Annotated in this window: 21 protein-coding genes; 11 read left to right on the top strand and 10 right to left on the bottom strand. The window is 48.4% G+C overall.

The annotated features are described in order from the left end of the window. Positions 1-78 precede the first annotated feature (78 nt). The 8 genes from Cabys_RS14940 to Cabys_RS14975 all read right to left on the bottom strand — a co-directional run bounded on the left by Cabys_RS14940 (position 79) and on the right by Cabys_RS14975 (position 10156). The gene (locus Cabys_RS14940; RefSeq protein WP_006926954.1) at positions 79-1644 is read right to left on the bottom strand and encodes a 2-isopropylmalate synthase; all 1566 of its coding nucleotides are present in this window, start codon (positions 1642-1644) and stop codon (positions 79-81) included. A 111-nt stretch (positions 1645-1755) separates the two neighbouring features. Continuing rightward, the gene (gene leuB / locus Cabys_RS14945; protein WP_006926955.1) at positions 1756-2853 is read right to left on the bottom strand and encodes a 3-isopropylmalate dehydrogenase; all 1098 of its coding nucleotides are present in this window, start codon (positions 2851-2853) and stop codon (positions 1756-1758) included. 8 nt (positions 2854-2861) lie between these two features. Beyond that, positions 2862-3857 carry a ketol-acid reductoisomerase gene (ilvC, locus tag Cabys_RS14950; protein ID WP_006926956.1) on the bottom strand — a complete coding sequence of 332 codons (996 nt, stop codon included), beginning with the start codon at positions 3855-3857 and terminating at the stop codon, positions 2862-2864. 143 nt (positions 3858-4000) lie between these two features. After that, positions 4001-4513 (bottom strand): acetolactate synthase small subunit, encoded by a 513-nt coding sequence (ilvN, locus tag Cabys_RS14955; protein WP_006926957.1) that lies wholly within the window; start codon positions 4511-4513, stop codon positions 4001-4003. A 1-nt stretch (position 4514) separates the two neighbouring features. Further along, positions 4515-6233, bottom strand: a complete 1719-nt coding sequence (gene ilvB, locus Cabys_RS14960) for a biosynthetic-type acetolactate synthase large subunit (protein WP_006926958.1) — start codon at positions 6231-6233, stop codon at positions 4515-4517. A gap of 16 nt (positions 6234-6249) precedes the next feature. Then, positions 6250-7935 (bottom strand): dihydroxy-acid dehydratase, encoded by a 1686-nt coding sequence (gene ilvD, locus Cabys_RS14965; RefSeq protein WP_006926959.1) that lies wholly within the window; start codon positions 7933-7935, stop codon positions 6250-6252. A 507-nt stretch (positions 7936-8442) separates the two neighbouring features. Then, positions 8443-8658 (bottom strand): hypothetical protein, encoded by a 216-nt coding sequence (locus Cabys_RS14970; RefSeq protein ID WP_006926960.1) that lies wholly within the window; start codon positions 8656-8658, stop codon positions 8443-8445. 130 nt (positions 8659-8788) lie between these two features. Next, on the bottom strand, positions 8789-10156 hold the full coding sequence (locus tag Cabys_RS14975; RefSeq protein WP_006926961.1) for an MATE family efflux transporter: 1368 nt from the start codon (positions 10154-10156) through the stop codon (positions 8789-8791). 69 nt (positions 10157-10225) lie between these two features. Here Cabys_RS14975 and Cabys_RS20115 point away from each other — a divergent pair, with 69 nt between their 5' ends. Then, the gene (locus tag Cabys_RS20115; RefSeq protein ID WP_169833721.1) at positions 10226-10471 is read left to right on the top strand and encodes a hypothetical protein; all 246 of its coding nucleotides are present in this window, start codon (positions 10226-10228) and stop codon (positions 10469-10471) included. A 65-nt stretch (positions 10472-10536) separates the two neighbouring features. On the opposite strand, the gene Cabys_RS14980 is transcribed toward Cabys_RS20115, so the two are convergent. Both Cabys_RS14980 and Cabys_RS14985 read right to left on the bottom strand, forming a co-directional pair. Beyond that, the gene (locus Cabys_RS14980) at positions 10537-10926 is read right to left on the bottom strand and encodes a hypothetical protein (RefSeq protein WP_006926962.1); all 390 of its coding nucleotides are present in this window, start codon (positions 10924-10926) and stop codon (positions 10537-10539) included. 1168 nt (positions 10927-12094) lie between these two features. Further along, positions 12095-12403 carry a GIY-YIG nuclease family protein gene (locus tag Cabys_RS14985; RefSeq protein ID WP_044281562.1) on the bottom strand — a complete coding sequence of 103 codons (309 nt, stop codon included), beginning with the start codon at positions 12401-12403 and terminating at the stop codon, positions 12095-12097. 578 nt (positions 12404-12981) lie between these two features. On the opposite strand from Cabys_RS14985, the gene glmM reads away from it, so the two are divergent. From glmM to Cabys_RS20120, 10 genes are all read left to right on the top strand, one after another. Continuing rightward, positions 12982-14331, top strand: a complete 1350-nt coding sequence (gene glmM / locus Cabys_RS14990) for a phosphoglucosamine mutase (protein ID WP_006926964.1) — start codon at positions 12982-12984, stop codon at positions 14329-14331. A gap of 159 nt (positions 14332-14490) precedes the next feature. Beyond that, positions 14491-15180 carry a deoxyribose-phosphate aldolase gene (gene deoC / locus Cabys_RS14995; protein ID WP_044281564.1) on the top strand — a complete coding sequence of 230 codons (690 nt, stop codon included), beginning with the start codon at positions 14491-14493 and terminating at the stop codon, positions 15178-15180. A gap of 80 nt (positions 15181-15260) precedes the next feature. Continuing rightward, positions 15261-15551, top strand: coding sequence for a hypothetical protein (locus tag Cabys_RS19885; RefSeq protein ID WP_150125341.1), 291 nt, complete (start codon positions 15261-15263; stop codon positions 15549-15551). A 612-nt stretch (positions 15552-16163) separates the two neighbouring features. Further along, complete coding sequence (locus tag Cabys_RS15000; RefSeq protein ID WP_006926966.1) at positions 16164-16784, top strand: hypothetical protein; 621 nt, start codon at positions 16164-16166, stop codon at positions 16782-16784. Between the two features lie 15 nt (positions 16785-16799). After that, positions 16800-17477 (top strand): outer membrane beta-barrel protein, encoded by a 678-nt coding sequence (locus tag Cabys_RS15005; protein WP_006926967.1) that lies wholly within the window; start codon positions 16800-16802, stop codon positions 17475-17477. A gap of 469 nt (positions 17478-17946) precedes the next feature. After that, complete coding sequence (locus tag Cabys_RS15010) at positions 17947-18177, top strand: helix-turn-helix transcriptional regulator (protein WP_044281565.1); 231 nt, start codon at positions 17947-17949, stop codon at positions 18175-18177. After that, entirely contained in the window at positions 18174-18851 is a 678-nt protein-coding gene (locus Cabys_RS15015) for a hypothetical protein (protein ID WP_006926969.1), read from the top strand. Before Cabys_RS15010 ends, Cabys_RS15015 begins: the two co-directional genes overlap by 4 nt. Further along, positions 18848-19327 (top strand): hypothetical protein, encoded by a 480-nt coding sequence (locus Cabys_RS15020; RefSeq protein WP_006926970.1) that lies wholly within the window; start codon positions 18848-18850, stop codon positions 19325-19327. Before Cabys_RS15015 ends, Cabys_RS15020 begins: the two co-directional genes overlap by 4 nt. A 249-nt stretch (positions 19328-19576) precedes the next feature. Then, positions 19577-20296, top strand: a complete 720-nt coding sequence (locus Cabys_RS15025; RefSeq protein ID WP_006926972.1) for a uracil-DNA glycosylase family protein — start codon at positions 19577-19579, stop codon at positions 20294-20296. 142 nt (positions 20297-20438) lie between these two features. Then, a complete protein-coding gene (locus tag Cabys_RS20120; RefSeq protein ID WP_169833722.1) occupies positions 20439-20576 on the top strand; it encodes a hypothetical protein in 138 nt (45 codons plus the stop codon). Positions 20577-20606 lie beyond the last annotated feature (30 nt).

The following is a 20606-nucleotide window of genomic DNA, read 5'->3' on the forward strand; positions in this document are numbered from 1 at the left end:
TGTCCAATCGCCTCATCGGCGCTCGCTGGCCTTAACCAGAATTCCTGACTAAAGCCAAACCAGGGCCGTTTTTCTCTCTCAGGCCGATGTTTTTTCTTCTAAACTTACCGTATCTCTTTGTTTTAAAATATTGTTAATGGCCTGTAAATACGCCTTGCCGCTGGCCTCGATGATGTCGGTGGAATGACCGCGGCCGTGCGCCTCCCCCAGCCCGTTCTGGATGCGCACAAAGACCTCGCCCAGGGCGTCTCGCCCCGAAGTTACCGAACGCACCTGGTAATCGGTAACTTCAAAATGCGTGTGCAAAGCGCGATCGATGGCGTTAAACACGGCGTCAACCGGCCCGTCGCCAGTGGCCGATTCTTCCAGGATCCGGTCGTCTTTTTTCAGGCGGACGGTGGCCGTGGGGATGGCGCTGGTGCCCAGGAAAACATGCAAATAGTCCAGCAAATAGGCGGGCTTTTCCGAATAGACTTCTTCGCCCATCAAAGAGCGCAGATCCTCGTCGTACACTTCCTTTTTTTTGTCGGCCAATTTTACAAAGAGTTTGTACACCTGATCCAGCTTCTCTTCGGAAAGGCGATAGCCCAGCTCCTGCAGTCGCGCCTTTAAACCATGTCGGCCGGAATGGCGGCCCAGCACAATTTTACTGGAAGAGACGCCCACGTCTTCCGGCTTCATAATCTCGTAGGTGTTGCGGTCTTTTAATACTCCGTCCTGATGGATGCCCGATTCATGGGCAAAGGCGTTTTTACCCACAATGGCCTTGTTGGGCTGTACCGGAAAACCGGTAAAGGTGGAAACCATGCGGCTGGCGTTGTAAATTTCGCGCGTATTGATCGCGGTGTAAAAGGGTAAAATATCCTTACGCACGTTCAGCGCCATTACAAACTCTTCCAGCGAAGCGTTACCGGCCCGTTCGCCAATGCCGTTAACCGTACATTCTACCTGTCTTGCGCCTGCCTGCACCGCCGCCAGCGAATTGGCCACAGCCAACCCCAGATCATTGTGGCAGTGCACGCTAATAACCGCTCGTTCAATGTTTTTGACGCGTTTTTTGAGCTGCCTGATCTTTTCGGCAAATTCATCCGGCAGGGTGTAGCCGGTAGTGTCCGGAATGTTCACCGTGGTGGCGCCGGCTTCAATGGCCGCCTCAATCACCTCCGCCAGATAACCGATGTCGGTGCGCCCGGCATCTTCTGCCGAAAATTCCACATCGTCACAAAAAGTTCTGGCGTACTGAACAGCATCGATGGACATCTGAATTACGGTTTTACGTTTTTCTGCCAGTGTCTGGCCATATCGGCTGCTGCCAAATTTACCCAGAATGTGGTAATCAGAAGTGCTGGAAAAAGTGTGGATGCGTTTGCGCGGCGCTTCTTTTAGCGCCTGGTAAGCGGCCTTAATGTCGCCTTCTTTTGCCCGGGCCAGCCCGGCTATGATAGCGGGCACTTCGCCGGCAATGCGTTTAACCGCCTCGAATTGCGCCGGTGAAGAAACCGGAAATCCGGCTTCGATCACATCCACCTTTAAACGCGCCAGTTGCCGGGCAATCTCTACTTTTTCCGCAATATTCAACGAGGCGCCCGGCGATTGTTCGCCGTCGCGCAGTGTCGTGTCAAATATGATGATCTTTTCTGGCATGGTTTTCCTCGTTTCTTTTTTTTTAACTCAAACCTCAATTAATAACGTTCTGTTAGATTGTTTAATCGCGTCTTATGCTTTTAAAAGGGTTCCATGCGGTAAATTCTCTGGTTAAAGAGTGAAAACACCCAGTCCTTCTTCATGGTACAAAACGTCAAAATTGTAAATAATCTGTTCCGTCATTTCATCGGTGGAGACCAGCTTATTACCTGCCTGGTAGATATCCGCCGTCCGATAGCCCAGCTCCAGCGTTTTTTCAATGGCTCGCTCGATCAGTTCTGCCGCCCTGGTCATCTGGAACGAATAGGCAAACATCATGGCTACCGAAGCAATCATGGCGATGGGATTGGCTTTGTTCTGTCCGGCAATATCTGGTGCGGAGCCGTGCACCGGTTCGTAAAGGGCATGTTTTTCGCCCAGGCTGGCCGAAGGCAGCATGCCCAGGCTGCCGGTGATCATTCCTGCAATGTCGGACAAAATATCGCCGAACATGTTGGAGGTAACGATCACGTCGAATTGCCCGGGATCGCGAACGATTTGCATGGCCGCGTTGTCCACGTACATGTTGGTTAATTCAACATCGGGAAATGCTTTGTGGACATCGGCCACCACCTCGCGCCAGAACTGCGAAACTTCCAGCACGTTGGCTTTGTCCACCGATGTAACGCGTTTTTTTCTTTGCCTGGCGATTTCAAAGGCGCGGCGCGCTATCCGCTCCACCTCGTAGCGCTGGTAAATCATGGTGTTCCAGCCCTGGTTGGCGTCGTAGCCTCGCGGTTCTCCAAAATAGATTCCACCGGTCAGTTCACGAAATACGACAAAATCGGTGCCCTTTAAAACTTCGGCCTTTAATGAAGATGAATCGATGAACGCATTGTACACCTTTGCCGGACGAATATTGGTAAACAACGCCAGTTCTTTGCGCAAACGCAACAGCGCAGCCTCGGGCTTTAAATGATGAGGCAGATTTTCCCACTCGTAACCGCCAACCGCCCCAAGCAACACGGCGTCGGCCTCAAGGCAGGCCTTTAGCGTTTCTTCGGTTAATGGCGTGCCAAATTCTTCAAAAGACGCCCCGCCAATCAAATTTTCGCTAAATTGTGTTTCCGTCTGAAATTTTTCCGCCACATGTTTAAGCGTTTTAAGCGCGGCCCGCATCACTTCCGGCCCGATGCCGTCTCCCGGTAAAACTGCGATCTTGATTTGCATTGCACCTCCTACTTTTTTTCTTTTAACCAGGGCATCATGGCCCGTAATTGTTTGCCGACTTTTTCAATCAGGTGGTTGGCATACTCTTCACGCAATTTTTTAAGCGTGGGCTGCCCTTTTTCATTCTCTTCGATCCATTCCCGGGCAAAGGAGCCATCCTGAACCTCTTTTAAAATTTCGCGCATGTTCTGCTTGGTCTGTTCAGTGATCACGCGTTTGCCGCGCGTCATTCCGCCGTATTCGGCCGTATCGCTCACCGAATAATTCATAAAAGACAGACCGCCTTCGTAGTACAGGTCTACAATCAGCTTCATTTCATGTAAGCATTCAAAATAGGCCAGTTCCGGTGGGTAACCGGCTTCTACCAGCACTTCAAAACCGGTTTTGATGAGCTCTTCCGATCCGCCGCAAAGTACGGCCTGTTCGCCAAACAGATCGGTTTCGGTTTCATCCTTAAAATTGGTTTCGATCACCCCGGCGCGCGTTCCGCCAATGCCCTTTGCCCAGGCCAGCGCCTTTTCTTTAGCCTGTCCGCTAAAATCCTGATGTACGGCAATTAAACAGGGCGTCCCAACACCGCTTTGATAGGTGCGTCGTACCATGTGGCCCGGACTTTTAGGCGCGATCATGATCACATCCACGTTTTGAGGCGGCACAATTTGTTGGTAGTGGATATTGAAGCCGTGGGCAAAGGCCAGAGTGTCGCCTTCTTTGAGATTGGGCGCAATGTCCTGTTCGTACACTTTTTTTTGTGTTTGATCGGGCAACAGAACCATAATCACATCCGCCCACTGAGCGGCCTCGGCCGTCTCTTTCACCGCCAGTCCTGCCGCCTGGGCCTTACTCCACGATTTACTGTCTTTTCTTAAGCCCACGCAAACATTCATGCCGCTGTCTTTTAAATTCAGGGCATGGGCATGTCCCTGGCTGCCAAAACCCAAAACGGCCAGATGTTTATCTTTTAGAACATCCAGATTGGCATCCTGATCGTGATAAACCTTCATGTTCTTCCTTTCTGTTTTAATCAATTTTTGAAAGTTTTGAAAAACCTACACCATCTCAAATATTTTTCATGTTTTGAGTTTACTTAAACTCACCCCTTTAATTCTTCCTCTCCCGAAAAGCGAGAACGAGGGAATACCTGCCTTTAAACCGCTTCCAGATCCGGTTTGGAGATATTGAGCTGCTCTCCGCGCTTTAAGGCCACCGTGCCGGTGCGCGCCATTTCTTTAATTCCAAAGGGCATCAGCACATTTACCGCGGCATTGATTTTGGCCGGCGGCCCGGTTATTTCCAGCATGAGCGATTTGTTGTTGATGTCCACAATCTTGCCGCGAAAAATATCGCAGATATTTTTTAGCTCCTGTAAATTTCCCTTCTGGTAATTAACCGTGATCAAAGCCAGTTCGCGCTCGGTGCGTTCATGCTCCGAAAGATCGACAACCTTTAAGGTATCTATCAGGCGATTCAATTGTTTCAACACCTGATCGACAATTTGCTCGTCGCCGGAGGTTACAATAGTCATGCGCATCACGTCCTTAATTTCCGTTTCGCCGATGGTGATACTGTGCAGGTTAAAGCCCTTGCCGCTGAACAGATTGGCCACGCGGTCAAAGGCGCCAAAGCGATTTTCCAGTAAAATACTAATGGTATGTTTCATCTTACAACATCCTCTGTGGATTTAACCGTTCTACGATCATTTCCGATACCGAGGCGCCGGCCGGCACCATCGGAAAGACCAGTTCTTCTTTAATGACTCTAAATTCGACAAACACCGGGCCGTCATTGTAATTGAGCGCTTCTTCCAGCGTCGCGTCCACCTGATCCGTCCGGGTAACCAGGAAACTTTTAATGCCCATGGCCTGCGCAATTTTTACATAATCCGGATTGTGTTCGCTCAGGTCTGTAAAACTGTAACGTTCCTCAAAAAACAGTTCCTGCCACTGGCGCACCATGCCTAAAAAGCTGTTATTGATCACCATGAATTTGATGGGCAGTTTATTGGCTTTGGCGGTGATCAATTCCTGCATGTTCATGGCAAAACCGCCGTCGCCGCTAATGGAGATGATTGGGCGATCGTGCACGGCGTAGGCCGCTCCAATGGCCGCCGGCACAGAAAAGCCCATGGTGCCCAGACCGCCAGAAGAGAGATGCGAGCGCGGATGGTTGAACTTGTAATACTGAGCAATGAACATTTGATGTTGCCCCACATCGCTAACCACCACCGCCTCGCCGCGCGTCTTTTCGCTCAATCGTTCCAGGATAAACTGTGTGCGTAATTTACCGTCGTGTTTTTCGTAGGTTAAAGGGCATTCCTGCTGCCACTGTCTGATTTGCTGCCACCATTCGTCGGTGTTCGGCCTGCCGGGCATCACCTGGCGCAGGGTCTTCAAAACGCGCTTCACATCGCCCACAATCGGCACATCTACCTTCACATTTTTATCGATGCAACTGGGATCGATATCCACATGGATTTTGTAGGCATTGGTGGCAAAGGTATCGACCTTACCGGTCACGCGGTCGTCAAAACGCGCGCCCAGAGCCACCAGCACATCACAATGGTTAATGGCCTGATTGGCCCAGTACATGCCATGCATGCCCAGCATGCCCAGCGACAACTCGCTGGTGCCCGGAAAAGCGCCAATGCCCTGCAGAGTCATGGCCACCGGCAAATGGTTTTCGATGGCAAAGGCGCGCAATTCCTGCGAAGCCCCGGCCATAACCACCCCGCCGCCCACATACAGCAAAGGACGTTTGGCCGCGGCAATGGCTCTGGCCGCTTTTTTAATTTGATTGATGTGGCCCTCGTAATTGGGTTTGTAGCCTCGGACTTCCACCTTTTCTGGATATTCAAAAGAACTAACCGCACTGATGACATCTTTTGGAAGATCGACTACCACAGGCCCTGGTCGGCCGCTTTGGGCAATGTAAAAAGCCTTTCTGATGGTGGAAGCCAGGTCTTTAACATCGCGCACCAGAAAGCTGTGTTTGGTAATCGGTCGCGTAATGCCAATGATGTCGGCTTCCTGAAAGGCATCGTTGCCGATCAGGTTGGTGGGAACCTGCCCGGTAAACACAACAATCGGCGAAGAGTCCATATAAGCCGTGGCAATGCCTGTTACCGTATTGGTGGCGCCAGGTCCGGATGTAACCAGTACCACGCCGGTTTTGCCGGATGCGCGGGCGTAACCGTCGGCCATGTGTGTGGCGCCCTGCTCATGACGCACCAGGATGTGCTTGAGAAAATCGATGTCGTACAGCCGCTCATATATTTGAATGGTCGCCCCGCCGGGCATGCCAAAGATGTATTCTACGTTCTCTCTTCGCAAACTTTCGAAAAAGATTTCTGCGCCGTTGTACATATTCTTTGAAGGGGACATGAAATGCTCCTTTTTTTTAAGCCCATGGATTTTTCAAGATTGCGCCTTTGCTGGCCGAGGTTACATTTTGCTGATACCTGGCCAGGTAGCCTTTTTTGATTTTTGCTTCAAAAGGCGGTAAGCCGTTCAATCGTTTTTGCAACTCTTTTTCGGGAATCAAGACGTCCAATCGACGGTTCGGAATGTCGATGCGAATGCGATCGCCATTTTGCAGGGCGGCAATGGGACCTCTATCGGCGGCTTCCGGCGAAACGTGTCCAATGCAGGCGCCGCGCGTACCGCCGGAAAAGCGGCCGTCGGTAATCAAAGCCACTTTATCGCCCAGGCCCAGGCCCATGATGGCGCTGGTGGGCGAAAGCATTTCGGGCATGCCGGGCCCGCCTTTTGGGCCTTCGTAACGAATGACCACCACATCGCCGGCTTCTATTTCCTGCCGGGCAATGCCCTGCAGCGCTTCGGCTTCCGATTCGTAAATTCTGGCCGGGCCTTCGTGCGTCATCATTTTTGGGTCAACAGCCCCGGTTTTGACCACGCCGCCCTCCGGAGCCAGATTGCCAAACAACACCACCAGGCCGCCGGTCTTTGAATACGCGTTTTCAATGGGCCTGATGACCTGTTCATCTTTTATTTTCGCAGTTGAAATATTTTCTCCCAGGGTCTTACCGCTAACCGTTAACTGATCGAGACTTAAAAGCCCGTTTATTCGACTCAACTCTTTTAAAATGGCGGAGATGCCCCCGGCTGCATCCACATCTTCCATGTGCACAAAAGGCGTTGCCGGGCTCACTTTGCACAGGTAAGGTACTTTTTCAGACAATTCATTAATTTTGTGTAGATCAAAAGCAATACCCGCTTCATGGGCCACAGCCAGGGTGTGTAAAACGGTATTGGTGCTGCCGCCCATGGCCATATCCAGCGCAAAGGCATTTTCAAAAGCAGCCTCGGAAAGAATGTCGCTCGGTTTCAAATCGTCTTTGACCAGTTGAACGATCTGTTTTCCGGCCTGTTTGGCCAGTTCGTTACGCGCCGGGTCCACAGCCAGAATGGTGCCGTTGCCAGGCAGAGCCAGGCCCAGCGCTTCCAGCAGGCAGTTCATGGAATTGGCCGTAAACATTCCCGAGCACGAACCGCAGGTAGGACAACCATGATTCTCCAATTCTTTCAGTTGTTCATCATTGATTTCATTGCGAATTCTTTTGCCTACCCCTTCAAAAACGGAAATAAGGTCAACCTTTTCCCCTGAATTCAACACACCGGCTTTCATCGGCCCGCCAGAGATAAAGATGGCGGGAATATTTAACCGGACGGCGGCCATTAACATACCGGGAACGATTTTATCGCAATTGGTAATGCAAATCAGCCCGTCCAGCTGGTGCGCCTGAATCACGGTTTCCACGCTGTCGGCAATCAACTCCCGACTGGCCAGCGAATAGCGCATGCCGATGTGGCCCATGGCAATGCCGTCGTCTACGCCAATGGTGTTAAACTCAAAGGGTACGCCGCCCGCCTGACGGATGGCCTCTTTTACCACCCTGCCCAGTTCGTGCAAATGAACGTGGCCGGGGATCAGGTCCGTGTAGGAATTGGCAACGCCAATAAATGGTTTTTGAAAATCTTCGTCCGATTGGATGACTCCGGTTGCTTTTAACAAGCTGCGATGCGGCGCTCTTTCCACACCTTTTTTAATCCGGTCAGAACGCAAATTTGCTTCCTCCTGTCGTTTGTTTCCGTTCCAGATAAACTTCTGCTTCCCGGGCGTCAATCCCGAAATCTGATGTTATTTTTTAATATGGGGAATTATGGATTTTTATGATCTCGGGATTGACTTGTTTATTAGCCGATAATAAGGATAAGAATAAGGCTAATTATAATAATCCCGAGAAGAAGGAGGTTATCTAAAAGGTGAAGATTTAAGACGGACAAAATGCGCACATTGACTTCTGAAGCTACAGAAGCCCGGATTGGGAAAGCCGTTTTGTGCGCTGTTTTTTGCATATTTATTCAACCCATTAAATAATTTTCCGCCAAATATAAGGGCATGATATGGATTTGTCAATAACTTTTTAAAAAAAGTTGTAAAAAAATTTATCGGCGTTGTTTTTTATTCAACGCCGGTTACCTTCTTTTCGCTTTCTCTTTTTAAAGAGAGCGGCGTGACAGAGCCATATTTTTTAAAGGGATGGTTTGCAGCGAGGGAATCGAAATGACCTTAAAAGCTGGCTTTGGGCCGGCGCGCGCCGAACTCTGCTTCACAGGGCGCGTTTTTGGTCACATGTTTTTCTAATTTTTTACACCACAGGGCCAGAAAGGTACGGCAGCTGGCCGAGCCGTCGATGGCCTCCTCTTTTGGGAAATCAGCAAACTCGCACCGCAAATCGCAGAATTTTATTTTGCTGGTCTTTACGCCTGCATTGTCTTTATCCATCAAATTTCCTCCTGTTTGGTTTATTTTTAATCCATTATCCGCCAGCCAACAAAGCCGTGCAGGCACACAGTGCAAGCATCCAGTGCAGGCACACAGTGCAAGCATCCAGTGAAAGAGAAGGCGGATGGTTTTATGCCCCTGCCGGCTTGCCGGAGATCGGCAATTTTTTAAGGTAATAGTAAAATCTAAACAAAAATACAATTCCTGCAAAACTTAAGCCGCTGAGCAGTCCCAACCAGATGCCGTTTACATGGAGCTTGAATACAAATCCCAGAACATAGCCCACCGGCAGACCAAAAATCCAGTAGGCGATAAAGCTTAAAATCATTGGAATTTTCACATCGGTCAGGCCGCGTAAGATGGCAATTCCCGCCGCCTGCGTTCCGTCAGAAATCTGGAACAGCGCGGCAATGACCAAAAGCGAAGCCGCAATGCGAATGACCTCTTCATCCTTTACAAAAAGCGTGGGCAGTTTGTAGCGCAAAAGAATAAAAATCAGACCAAAGGCGCTCATCACCGCCACGGATAGTATTACGGTGGTCAGGCCGGCGCGCTTCAGGTTGTGCGGATCGTTTCTTCCCAGAAAATGCCCGACGCGAATGGTGCCGGCTGCGGTAATTCCCAGCGCGATCATGAACGACATGGAAGCCATGCTCAGGGCAATTTGATGCGCGGCCAGCTGTTTACTGCCCAGCCAGCCGATCATTACAGCCGAAAAGGAAAAGGCGCCCACTTCAAAAAAATGCTGAAAACCGGTGGGAATGCCCAGACGAACAATTTCTTTGATGCGCGCCATACTGAGTTTTTTAAAGCTTAGAGAAATTTCAAACGATTTAAAACGCCTGTCCAGCGCAATGAAAAACAACAAGGCCAGCGCCTGTGCGACGCGCGTAATCAACGTGGAGATGCCCGCTCCGGTCAAATGCAAGGCGGGCAATCCCCAGTGGCCGAAGATCAAAAGCCAGTTACCCAGCACATTGACCAGGTTGGCCAGCAGCATGACAAACATGGCCGGTTTGGTCAGACCCAGGCCTTCTAAAAATTGCTTTTGCGACTGAAAGATAACGAATGGGATAAAACTGACTCCGATGATCTGGGCATAGGGCACAGCCAGTTTTGCCACCTCCGGCGGCTGATTTAACATGGTTAACAAAGGCGCGGCAAAATAGATGACGCCAGACAGGACCATGGTAAATAGGGTGTTGAACCATAGACCGTTTTGCAAAATTTGCCCGCAGGCGATTAAATTTTTCTGGCCGCGGGCAATGGCCACCAGCGGGGTGATGACCAGCGAAAGCCCCAGGCCGAAAACCAGAAAAAGAAACGCCAGTCCATTTACCAGCGAGGCGGCGGCTAAATGATCGGCGCCTACATGTCCCACCATCATGCTATCGACCACGCCCAGCATAACATGGCCCAGATGAGCAATAGAAACCGGATACGCCAGACGCAGCGTTTCTTTTAAGTGTTCTGAATAGTTGCTATAAAATTGCCGCATGACGGTCCCATCTATTCAACATATTTATGAAAACAGAAACCTGACACCAGAATTCTAAAAATTAAAGATATGAGCGCTCTAAAAAGGCTGATTTGTCATCTTGACCCCGCCCGGCCAGCTTCCTCAGATACTCGCAGAAAAATAAAAAAAATCCGCGCGATCTGCGAGAAACGAATTCTGCAAGCATTGAAAAAGCAGAAGAATCGCGGAGTGTCCCCTGCCGCTGAACCACTTAACCACTTAACTATTCATCCATTCAACCACAAAAACTTTCGCACGCTAAAAGCGGTAGATATTACGAAGGAACTATTTTAAACACAAGCAAGCCATCCGATATGGAAAAATCGAATGGCTTGCACTGGATTTAATATCAAGAATGGTTACAATTCATTTAAAATTTTGGTGTACAAATTGAGTAATTCCTGTTCAGGGTCTTCAGAATAGCAAGCATTAATTTCATCGGCGGAAATGCCCAGCTTTTGCAGCAGCAATCTTGCCTGATACCAGGTAGGTATCCAGACCAGCCGTCGACGAATGGCTTCTTTGTTTCCCAATAATTTTTCGAAGTGACCAACATTTAAAACAAAATAGATATCGTTAGGAAAGGGAGAAGAGAGTTTAATGGCGCGCGTGGGATCCCAAACAAAACAACCCGGATGCGGTTCCCACACCAGTCCGTTTTCTTTTAAATTTCTGGCAAACACACAAACGCGTTCGGTAAAAGGAATAGGCGACAAATCCGATTTAGGATTAAAGGGCATTGACTTCATACCTTCCTCAATTTGATTTCACAATTGATTAGCTTTTAATGGTTTACGACGCTCAGAATAATTTATAAAAAAAATGAGAAAATTCCTAATTAAACATAATACGGCAAATAGGCTTTAAATTCAGGGGGAAATGGTTGTTGGTTGAATGTTGGTTTTTGAACCTTGATTAATAGGATTACAGGAATAATTTGATTTTTTTCGCTTGAGAAAGTTCACGCTCGATTTTTGGAGAAATTTTGTGAGCACAAAAAGCAAATCAAGGTTGCCTGCACTGTGTGCCTGCACTGGCTGCTTGCACTGGCTGCTTGCACTGGATGCTTGCACTGGATGTCTGCACTGGTGCGATCATCTGGCGGGTGAGGACAGCTGCCTGAATTAGAGTTAGAGTCCTACTATAGTGATCGAAAGCATTTTTCCACATGAGTACGGTTGCTTCGGCTACGCTCAGCAACCGTACACACCCGCTCCCTGAGCGTAGTCGAAGGGAGCGAAGTCGATGGAAGTTCCTTCACAATCAACGGTTGCTTCGGCTACGCTCAGCAACCGTACACACCCGCTCCCTGAGCGTAGTCAAAGGGAGCGAAGTCGATGGAAGTTCCTTCACAATCAACGGTTGCTTCGGCTACGCTCAGCAACCGTACACACCCGCTCCCTGAGCGTAGTCGAAGGGAGCGAAGTCGATGGAAGTTCCTTCACAATCAACGGTTGCTTCGGCTACGCTCAGCAACCGTACACACCCGCTCCCTGAGCGTAGTCAAAGGGAGCGAAGTCGATGGAAGTTCCTTCACAATCAACGGTTGCTTCGGCTACGCTCAGCAACCGTACACACCCGCTCCCTGAGCGTAGTCAAAGGGAGCGAAGTCGATGGAAGTTCCTTCACAATCAACAGTTACTTCGGCTGCGTTCAGCAACCGTACACACCCGCTCCCTGAGCGTAGTCGAAGGGAGCGAAGTCAATGGAAGTTCCTTCACAACCAACGGTTACTTCGGCTACGCTCAGCAACCGTACACACTCGCTCCCTGAGCGTAGTCGAAGGGAGCGAAGTCAATGGAAGTTCCTTCACAATCAACGGTTGCTTCGGCTACGCTCAGCAACCGTACACACCCGCTCCCTGAGCGTAGTCGAAGGGAGCGGAGCCGTAATAAACAAAATTGAAAGAAAACACATTCAACTTTTATGCTTCTTGTAATGTGTTTCATTACTGCATTCTGCATATTCGTGTAGCTTTTCTATTCTCCCATCAATTAGCGCTTGTTTTTTCTTATGACTCCAGCCCTGCACTTGCTTCTCCCTGTAAAAAGCCTGATCAATTCGATCGTATTCTTCAAAATAAACTAATTCTACAGGTAAGCGTTTTTTGGTGTAATTAGCCCCCATTCCATTTTGATGTTCGATCAAACGTCGCTCCAAATTCGTGGTACTTCCCGTGTAAAAGCTACCATCAGAACACCGTAAAATGTACATGTAGCCTTTCATGTTGAGCCCCACGGTTTTTATATTTAAAACAAGTTTGTGTACGGTTGTTTCGACTACGCTCAACAACCGTACACACCCGCTCCCTGAGCGAAGCCGAAGGGAGCGGAGTCAATGGAAGTTCCTTCACAATCAACGGTTGCTTCGGCTACGCTCAGCAACCGTACACACCCGCTCCCTGAGCGAAGTCGAAGGGAGCGAAGTCAATGGAAGTTCCTTCACAACCAACAGTTACTTCGGCTACGCTCAGCAACCGTACAATCCCGCTCCCTGAGCGAAGCCGAATGGAGCGGAGTCGCAGGAAGTTCCTTCACAATCAACGGTTACTTCGGCTACGCTCAGCAACCGTACACACCCGCTCCCTGAGCGAAGCCGAAGGGAGCGCGGGAACAACATGGCCATCGCCATAACCAACGGCTGCTTCCGTCTTTTACCTTTTTTCTGTAAATTATTACTCAACTACCTTAAAAACAAGCGAAGTAAAAATTTCCTTTCCATTCTTTGCCTCTTTCCCCTTGTTTTTAAACCGCCGTAAATTTAAATTGCATTTTTGCAAGATACAGCAATTCAGGAGGATAAAATTGTCCAGATTAATGGTTTCTATTTCAGGATTGCGCGGCGAAATTGGCTCCACCCTTACGCCGGAGGTCATCGTCCGCTACACCCAGGCTTTTGCTAAATACGTCAACGGAGGAAAAGTTGTTTTAGGCAGGGATTCGCGCGTAAGCGGACCGTTTATTGCCGAATTGGTGCGCGGCACGCTGGTCGCCAGCGGCTGCCAGGTCGTCGATATCGATATCGTGCCCACGCCAACCGTCCAGCTGGAAATTGAACATCACCAGGCTGCCGGCGGTATTGCCATAACGGCCAGTCACAATCCCATTCAGTGGAACGGTTTGAAATTCATGGGCGCCGATGGCCGTTTTTTGCCCCCTGCCGCCGCCGAGCAGGTTTACCGGCTGGCCGATCAAAACGAAAAACAGCTGCAAACCTGGGATAAATTAGGAAACGTGGTTTTTGACGATCGGGCCATTGAGCGACACATCAAAAAAGTGCTGAGCATTTCATTTATTGACGTAGAAGCCATTAAAAAACGAAGGTTCAAAGTGGCCGTGGATACGGTTAACGGAGCCGGGGGACGCATCATTCCACAGCTTCTGGAAACGCTGGGCTGCCAGGTTATTGCCATCAACCAGGAAGCAAACGGACGCTTTGCCCATACGCCTGAGCCGTTGCCGGAAAACCTCATTCAGCTCTGCGAAGCAGTTCGCGAAAATCAGGCCGACCTTGGTTTTGCCGTGGATCCGGATGTGGACCGCTGCGCCATTGTCGATAACGAAGGCAATCCCATTGGCGAGGAATACACCCTGGCGATCGCCGCTAAATTGGTGTTCAGTAAACAATTAGGACGCATGGTGGTTAACATGTCCACTTCGCGCGCTTCGGAAGATATTGCCCGCTATTACAACAGCATGTTCGTGCGCAGCAAGGTGGGCGAGATTAATGTGGCGGAAAAGATGAAGGAAATAGACGCTCTGATCGGCGGCGAGGGCAACGGCGGGGTTATTCTGCCGGAAGTGCATCTGGGACGCGACGCGCCGGTAGCCGTGGCCTTAACCCTGCAGGCCCTGCTGGAACACGGCGGCACAATGAAGGAATTGAAAGCGTCGCTGCCTCAATACGAGATGGTCAAGAAAAAAGTGTCCATCGAAGGACTGAATCCGGATGAAATTATCGAGCGCCTGAAAGAAAAATATAAAGATCAGGAGATCAATACCCTCGACGGCTTGAAAATCGATTTTGACGACCGTTGGGTGCATTTACGCAAATCAAACACCGAGCCGATCATGCGCGTTATTGCCGAAGCGCCGACATTGAAAGAGGCCGAGGAGCTGGCCGATCGGTTCATGAAAGAAATCACTCAAAAATAAAAGGAAAACGCCATGTCCAGTATTACTCCGGAAGTCATAGAACGCATTATTTCGCAGGTCATTGCCGAGTCCAATTTATCCGGCGTTGGTGCAATTCGACCGTTCTCTTACGATGCCGCGGATGAATTGATCTCCTTTGGCGCCAATCGAATCGGCGCGGTGGGACCGACCTGCCCGCCCAAACGCGAGCTGGCACGCTGGATCGATCACACCATTTTAAAGCCGGACGCCACGCGCCAGGAAATCGAAAAAATTTGCGACGAAGCCATCGAATTTGGCTTTGCGTCGGTTTGCGTTAATCCCACCTGGGTGCCGCTGGTTTACAAAAAGCTGCGCGGCCACTCGCCAAAAGTGTGCACGGTTGTCGGTTTTCCGCTGGGCGCCACCTTTCCGGAAGTCAAAGCGCGCGAAACGGAGCTGGCCGTCCAGCAGGGCGCCGATGAAATTGACATGGTAATCAACATCGGCGCGTTAAAATCCGGGGATTACGAGCTGGTCGAACACGACATTCGCTCGGTGGTGCGGGCCGCGGGCAGACGAATCGTTAAAGTGATTATCGAAAGCTGCCTGCTGACCGACGAAGAAAAGGTTAAAGCCTGTACATTGGCCAAAATTGCCGGCGCCAACTACGTTAAAACCTCCACCGGATTCAGCAAAGGCGGGGCAACGGTGAAGGACGTGGCTTTAATGCGCAAGGTGGTCGGTAGCCAGATGGGCGTTAAGGCCAGCGGCGGGGTGCGCAGCTACGAAGAGGCCTGCCAGATGGTGGAAGCCGGCGCAACGCGCATCGGGGCCAGCGCCAGCGTGGCCATTGTGGCCAACGGCTCCGGTGAAAAATCGGAGTATTGAGGGAAGGGGAAAAAATATAAGAGTTGAATGGTTGAATGGTTGGAATTGACTTTTTAAAAAAGTAAAAATGGCTACTCTGTTTGTCAGAAAGATTATTGAAAATTGACAGAAAAAAAGATTATCCGCGCGAATCGGCGAAATCCCTGTTTATTAAGGAGATTTTTTTATTTAAAAGCAGCGCAGCCGCAACGCGCGCAGAGTCATTTTCTTGCAGCTTAAGCCAATCATCGCAGAAAAATTATTTCAAGCAACCAGAGAAGCTTCAAAGGGCGCAAAGAATATTTTATATTAAATTACCCTTGCTCGCTCGATCCTCACTACCAGACAAAAGATCAGGAATGACCGTACTTGTAAGGGCGAAGGATTTCTAACCTCATTTTTTCCAGAGCACTTTTTTATATCACTAAAGATTAATGCTTACCAACGCTGAATTGTTCTTGGAAATCCTTCGCCCCTACATTAACGGTGATAGGAATTCGCCACATTTGCAGAAACAGGTTTGAAATAACAGACAAACTATTCAACCATTCAACTAATCAATTATTCAACCAATCCATGGACGGGGGATGAGTTTTTAAAAGCAGCACAAAAATTTTCAAACGCTTTTCCTTTAGATCTTCCACATGAAGTATCCTAAAAGAGGGAAGGCTGAGCGTGGAAGATTATTTCCAACAGTGTAAGTGATTCCAGCCCTGGCTATTTTTAGCAAAAGCGGGAAGAAGAGTGCAAGACCGGCGACCATTCAACCATTCAACTAATCAGCCACCCCAGCGGCACAAAAATTTTCAAATCCTACCAATGCGGGACTAGATCTTCTAGAGGAAGTATCCTAAACGTCCCTGTCTTCTTCTACATTTAAATGTATCATTTTTTTTCTTGATTTTAAAATGGCTGACATTTAACTTACGGTAGTGTACCATTCAAACCGTTAGCAAAACAAGCTTGAATATTCTTGTTGTAGATAGATTTTTAGAGGATAAAGCATGTTCAGGTTTTTTTTCCCTCTGTTTCTTATTTGTTTTAAATTGCTCTTTGCCCAGAACACTCCTCCCTCCTCTGCCAACGCGCTGCAATTACAACTGACCAATCTCAACGGCATCATCCATCTCGGCCCGCTTTACGGCGGCGCGCTTTCTCTGCAGCATCACCTGTCGCCTGCGCTGGCCCTGCGTCTGGGCATTGAACCGACCTACATCGATCGTCACAGCGAGAGCGAAGTAACAGATACACTTTTCGTTACCAGGCGGTGGAAAGACTACCAGTACTACCGGGGGCTGGGCGCCAATCTGGATGCGTTGTACTATCTGAATGGCGGAAAGCCGGTCAAACCATACCTGGGCGGGGGCGTAGGCATCTTTTATAAAAAGCAAAAAGAAGCTAACTCCAGATATGAACTGCAGATCTGGAACTTGCAGCTCATCGCTGGCGTGGCCTGGTTTGTTAAACCCAACTTTAGCGTGGAATTAGAATATGGGCTGCGCTTTGAAAATCGTGTTTTTACTTATGACTATCAGCTACCCCCCAATGCCATCAAAAAAGTAGAGCAAACGAATCAACAATTCTACAGCAAACCCATTACCATTCTCTTAAGTCTTTATTTTTAGAAGGAGGAATAAAGAATGCGCGTTTTAAAAATTTTGCTGATTTTGCTTACCGCTTCCGGCGTAACGTTCGCTCAGGAGCAAAATTTTCAATTCCCAAAGTACGCCCTGCAGTTTGGGGTGGTTGATTTATTAAGTTTCAGCCCTTATTACGGAAATCTGATATCCTTTAAATACCACTTCAATAATCACTACGCCCTGCGCGTCGGTTTAAGCGGGGCAAATCAGGACACGGAGAGCGATACAAAAAAATATTTAACATACTCTGAAAGGCCGGACAGCATCACCACAGACACCAATGTGGATGTCACAACCCGCCAATACGGGATCAATCTACTGCTGCTTAAATATTTTAAGCCCGACAAACCCATTAAATTTTACGTCGGAGCTGGCCCTACCGTATCTTACGCGACGTCCAAAAGCGTCACAAAGGAAAAAGAAAGCTACTTACCGGGCACAAGCAGCGAAGAGCGAAATACGATTAATCTGGGCTTGCGTGCCGTGTACGGCGTGGAGTGGTTTTTCCACTCTCAAATGAGCCTGAACATGGACTATGGTATGGATTTCTATTACGAACGCAGTGATACTAAACGCCAGCGCGACTACTATGCCCCCGGTGAAAAAACCGATTACGTACGCACAAGCTGGACATTTTCTCCGGTATCCCTGCGTCTGGGACTGACCGTCTATTTTTAAGCAAAAGAGGCATAGCTTCATCCATTGGCCACATTTTTTTGGGAGGTCCAGAGCAACCAAAAACATTTTCGCAGGAATTTAAGCACCCACAGAGAGCATAGAGAAGTCGCAAAGAATGTTTTAAATTAAAAATAGTTTGAATTGTCCTCACCCCCTGCATCCATCCAGTGCAGGCACACAGTGCAAGCAGCCAGTGCAGGCAACCAGTGCAGGCAACCAGTGCAAGCAGCCAGTGCAGGCAGCCAGTGCAGGCGGTCCTTATTTAACGCTGTAAGACATGAGAGTTTCGGTGAACATTAAACCATTCAACTAAAAATACCCACCTCGCTTAAGGCGGTGCAACCTCGCTGATTGCGCCATCTTCTCTCTTCCCCAAACCATAATTTTTTCAGACCAATGTAAATAATACTTGACATTATGTAATTTATTCATTACATTGTTCATGGTTTTACAAATGCAGGGTTTTATCATGAAAAATAAAATCCGTTACTACCGGCACATCAACAATGAAATGACGCAACAGCAGTTGGCCCAAAAAGTCAACGTTGCCCGCCAGACCATCATCGCCATCGAAAAAGGTAGTTTTAATCCTTCCGTAAAGCTTGCTCTAAAAATTGCCCACGTATTTCAGATAAAGGTTGACGACCTTTTTGAATTAGATGAAGATGAACTCCCTGAAACAAAGGAGGACGCCTCATGAAACAAAAAATCAGTCTTTTAAAAAGTGTGTGGCTTTTGCTTTTGATTTTACTCATCATGGTCGGCAATGGGCTTCCGCTTGCGGTTCTTATTCCCCTGTTTTTCATTGTGCTCATCTCCCCCTTAATTCGCGAATTCCACCCCGCTACCGATCTGGACGAAAGGCAGTTGCAAATCAGCCATTTTTCCAGCCACCTGGCCTTTTACGCGTTTTTGGTTCTGCTGGTGATCGTCATGATGCGAGATTTTATTGCGCAGGGGCAAAATCCGCCGCCCTGGGCCTATGCCCTGTTGATTATTCCGCTGCTGGTTAAAGTGACGATCAGCCTGTATCAAAATTACCAGGCGGAGCGTGTGGCTTTCTGGATCGGTTACGGCTGGTTTGGCGTCTGGTTTTTGTTTGTGGTACTATCACACGGATTGAGTATTGAGGGCCTGGTGGAAATTTCGCCTTTTTTATTGTTGTTGGTTTTAATTTTGCTGTTCAGGAAAAAGATTTTGATCAGCGGAACAATCTTTATTTTGTTTGCCGTTGGTTTGACCTTTTTTTTCAGGGGCTGGCTGCGGCTGGATTTTTATGTTCGCTTGCTAATGTATTTTTTGGTTCCCCTGCCCTTGCTGAGCAGCGGCGTTGTTTTAATATGGCAACAACTTAAAACAAGGAGCGCAAAATGAAAAGCTCAAGCAAAATTTTTTTAGCGGCGCTTTTGGCCATTTTTATTACAGGACATTCTGCTTTTGCCGGCGGCCAGAATCGGATCGGCGTTAGTTTTGTTTTAAGTGGACACTTAATGTTCGGTCTGAAGTTTCAACACTATTTTGACAGCAATCAAAATGTGCAGGTAACGTTTTTTCCCCTTCTGATACCCGGGAAAAAATTTCCCTTTGCGCTTACCACCGGCTACAATTATTTTATTGGCCAGGGTAAATGGCAAACGAAAGTGGGCGCCGAATTTGCCCTGATCGTCAGCCCGCCGGATCCGGATAAACGCAAAATTTTGCCCATGATCAATCTTACGCCCGGTTTCCGGTACAATCGTACAAATGAACAATCTCTTAGCGGTAGCATCTGGGTCTCCTATTTTCTGAAAAAAACGCGCAAACCTATTTTTCCCACAGGCGTTGAGCTGTGGTACGACTTTAAAAAATAGGCTCCTGTAGCGTTGTTGATTGATTTAGCGGCGCCGGCGTGTTTTGCAAAAAACAATTCAGGGCCAATGCGCATCGCTCTGGCGCCTTCAATCATTTTTAAATCGGGCTTTTGCCACGCTCTTCTAAATTCGAAAGCCAACTCAGGTGTCTGGCGCTGAAAGGCGGTTAATCTTCCTCAATTATTTTTTGCGCCGTTTAAGATTTTAATCGAAATTTAAAGCGGTTGCATTTAATTTCGGAGACTCAGCGTGAGACTGCCAGCGGATTGGGAGAAATTGTTAACGCCGGTTCTGGATGTACGCGCTTTTTACAATGAGTTAGAACGTTTTATTAAGCAATTTTCTCAAATTATTCCAGAAAAAGAAAAAATCTTCAGCGTCTTTCACCGCGTCCCGCCGCACAGGGTTTGTTGCGTACTTTACGGCGAGGATCCTTATCCGCGCTTAACCAGCGCCAACGGCGTGGCCTTCTGGGATGAAGAAATCCGTTCCTGGGACGATCGAACGGCCGGCAATTCCATGAAAAACATTTTAAAAGCATTACTGGTGGCTCGCGGACTGGCTACTTACCACACGCCAATTGCCCAATGCCGCGAGATTGCCCGGGCGCATGGATTGAAATCGCCCGCCGATCTATTTGAGCGCTGGCTACAAAACGGAGCGCTGCTGGTCAATGTGGCGTTAACCTTTTCTTCAAACAAAGATAAAAAACAACATTTTTTATTCTGGCATGAATTTCACCAGGCGCTAATTCAATCCTTTGCTTCGCTGCCCGAACAGCCTTATTTTATTTTGTGGGGTAAAAAAGCGCAAAACCTGGAAAGCCGCATCTTAAAAGCGCTTAACCAGCCGGAGCGAATCATCAAAAGCGGTCACCCCACATTCATTCATCAATTTTTAAATGCCGAACAGCCCGCCTATTCTCCTTTTAAAGAGATTGAACAAAAAACGGGTTTTAGCTGGCTGTAGCTGTTTGGTTTATTGGTTGAATGATTGAATGTTGGTTTTTGAACCTTGATTATTTGGATTTAAGGATTGCCTGGATTTTGTGCCTCAGGGAAAGGCCATTCTCAATTTTCTGACGGAAGATTAAAAACAAAAAAAGAAAATCATGGGAATCCCAAAATCAGGCAAATCATGGTTCAAAGTTGAAGGTCGGCGCAAAAAAGTAGTTGCGAAGGATTTCCGTCGCTGCTTTGTCATCAAACAAAAACTGGCGGACTACGCCGAATCCGCCAGCATAAAATGAGGATTTTTCTTTACCTTCTTGTTTTATTCA

It is taken from the genome of Caldithrix abyssi DSM 13497, from assembly GCF_001886815.1.
Classification (GTDB): Bacteria; Calditrichota; Calditrichia; order Calditrichales; family Calditrichaceae; genus Caldithrix; species Caldithrix abyssi.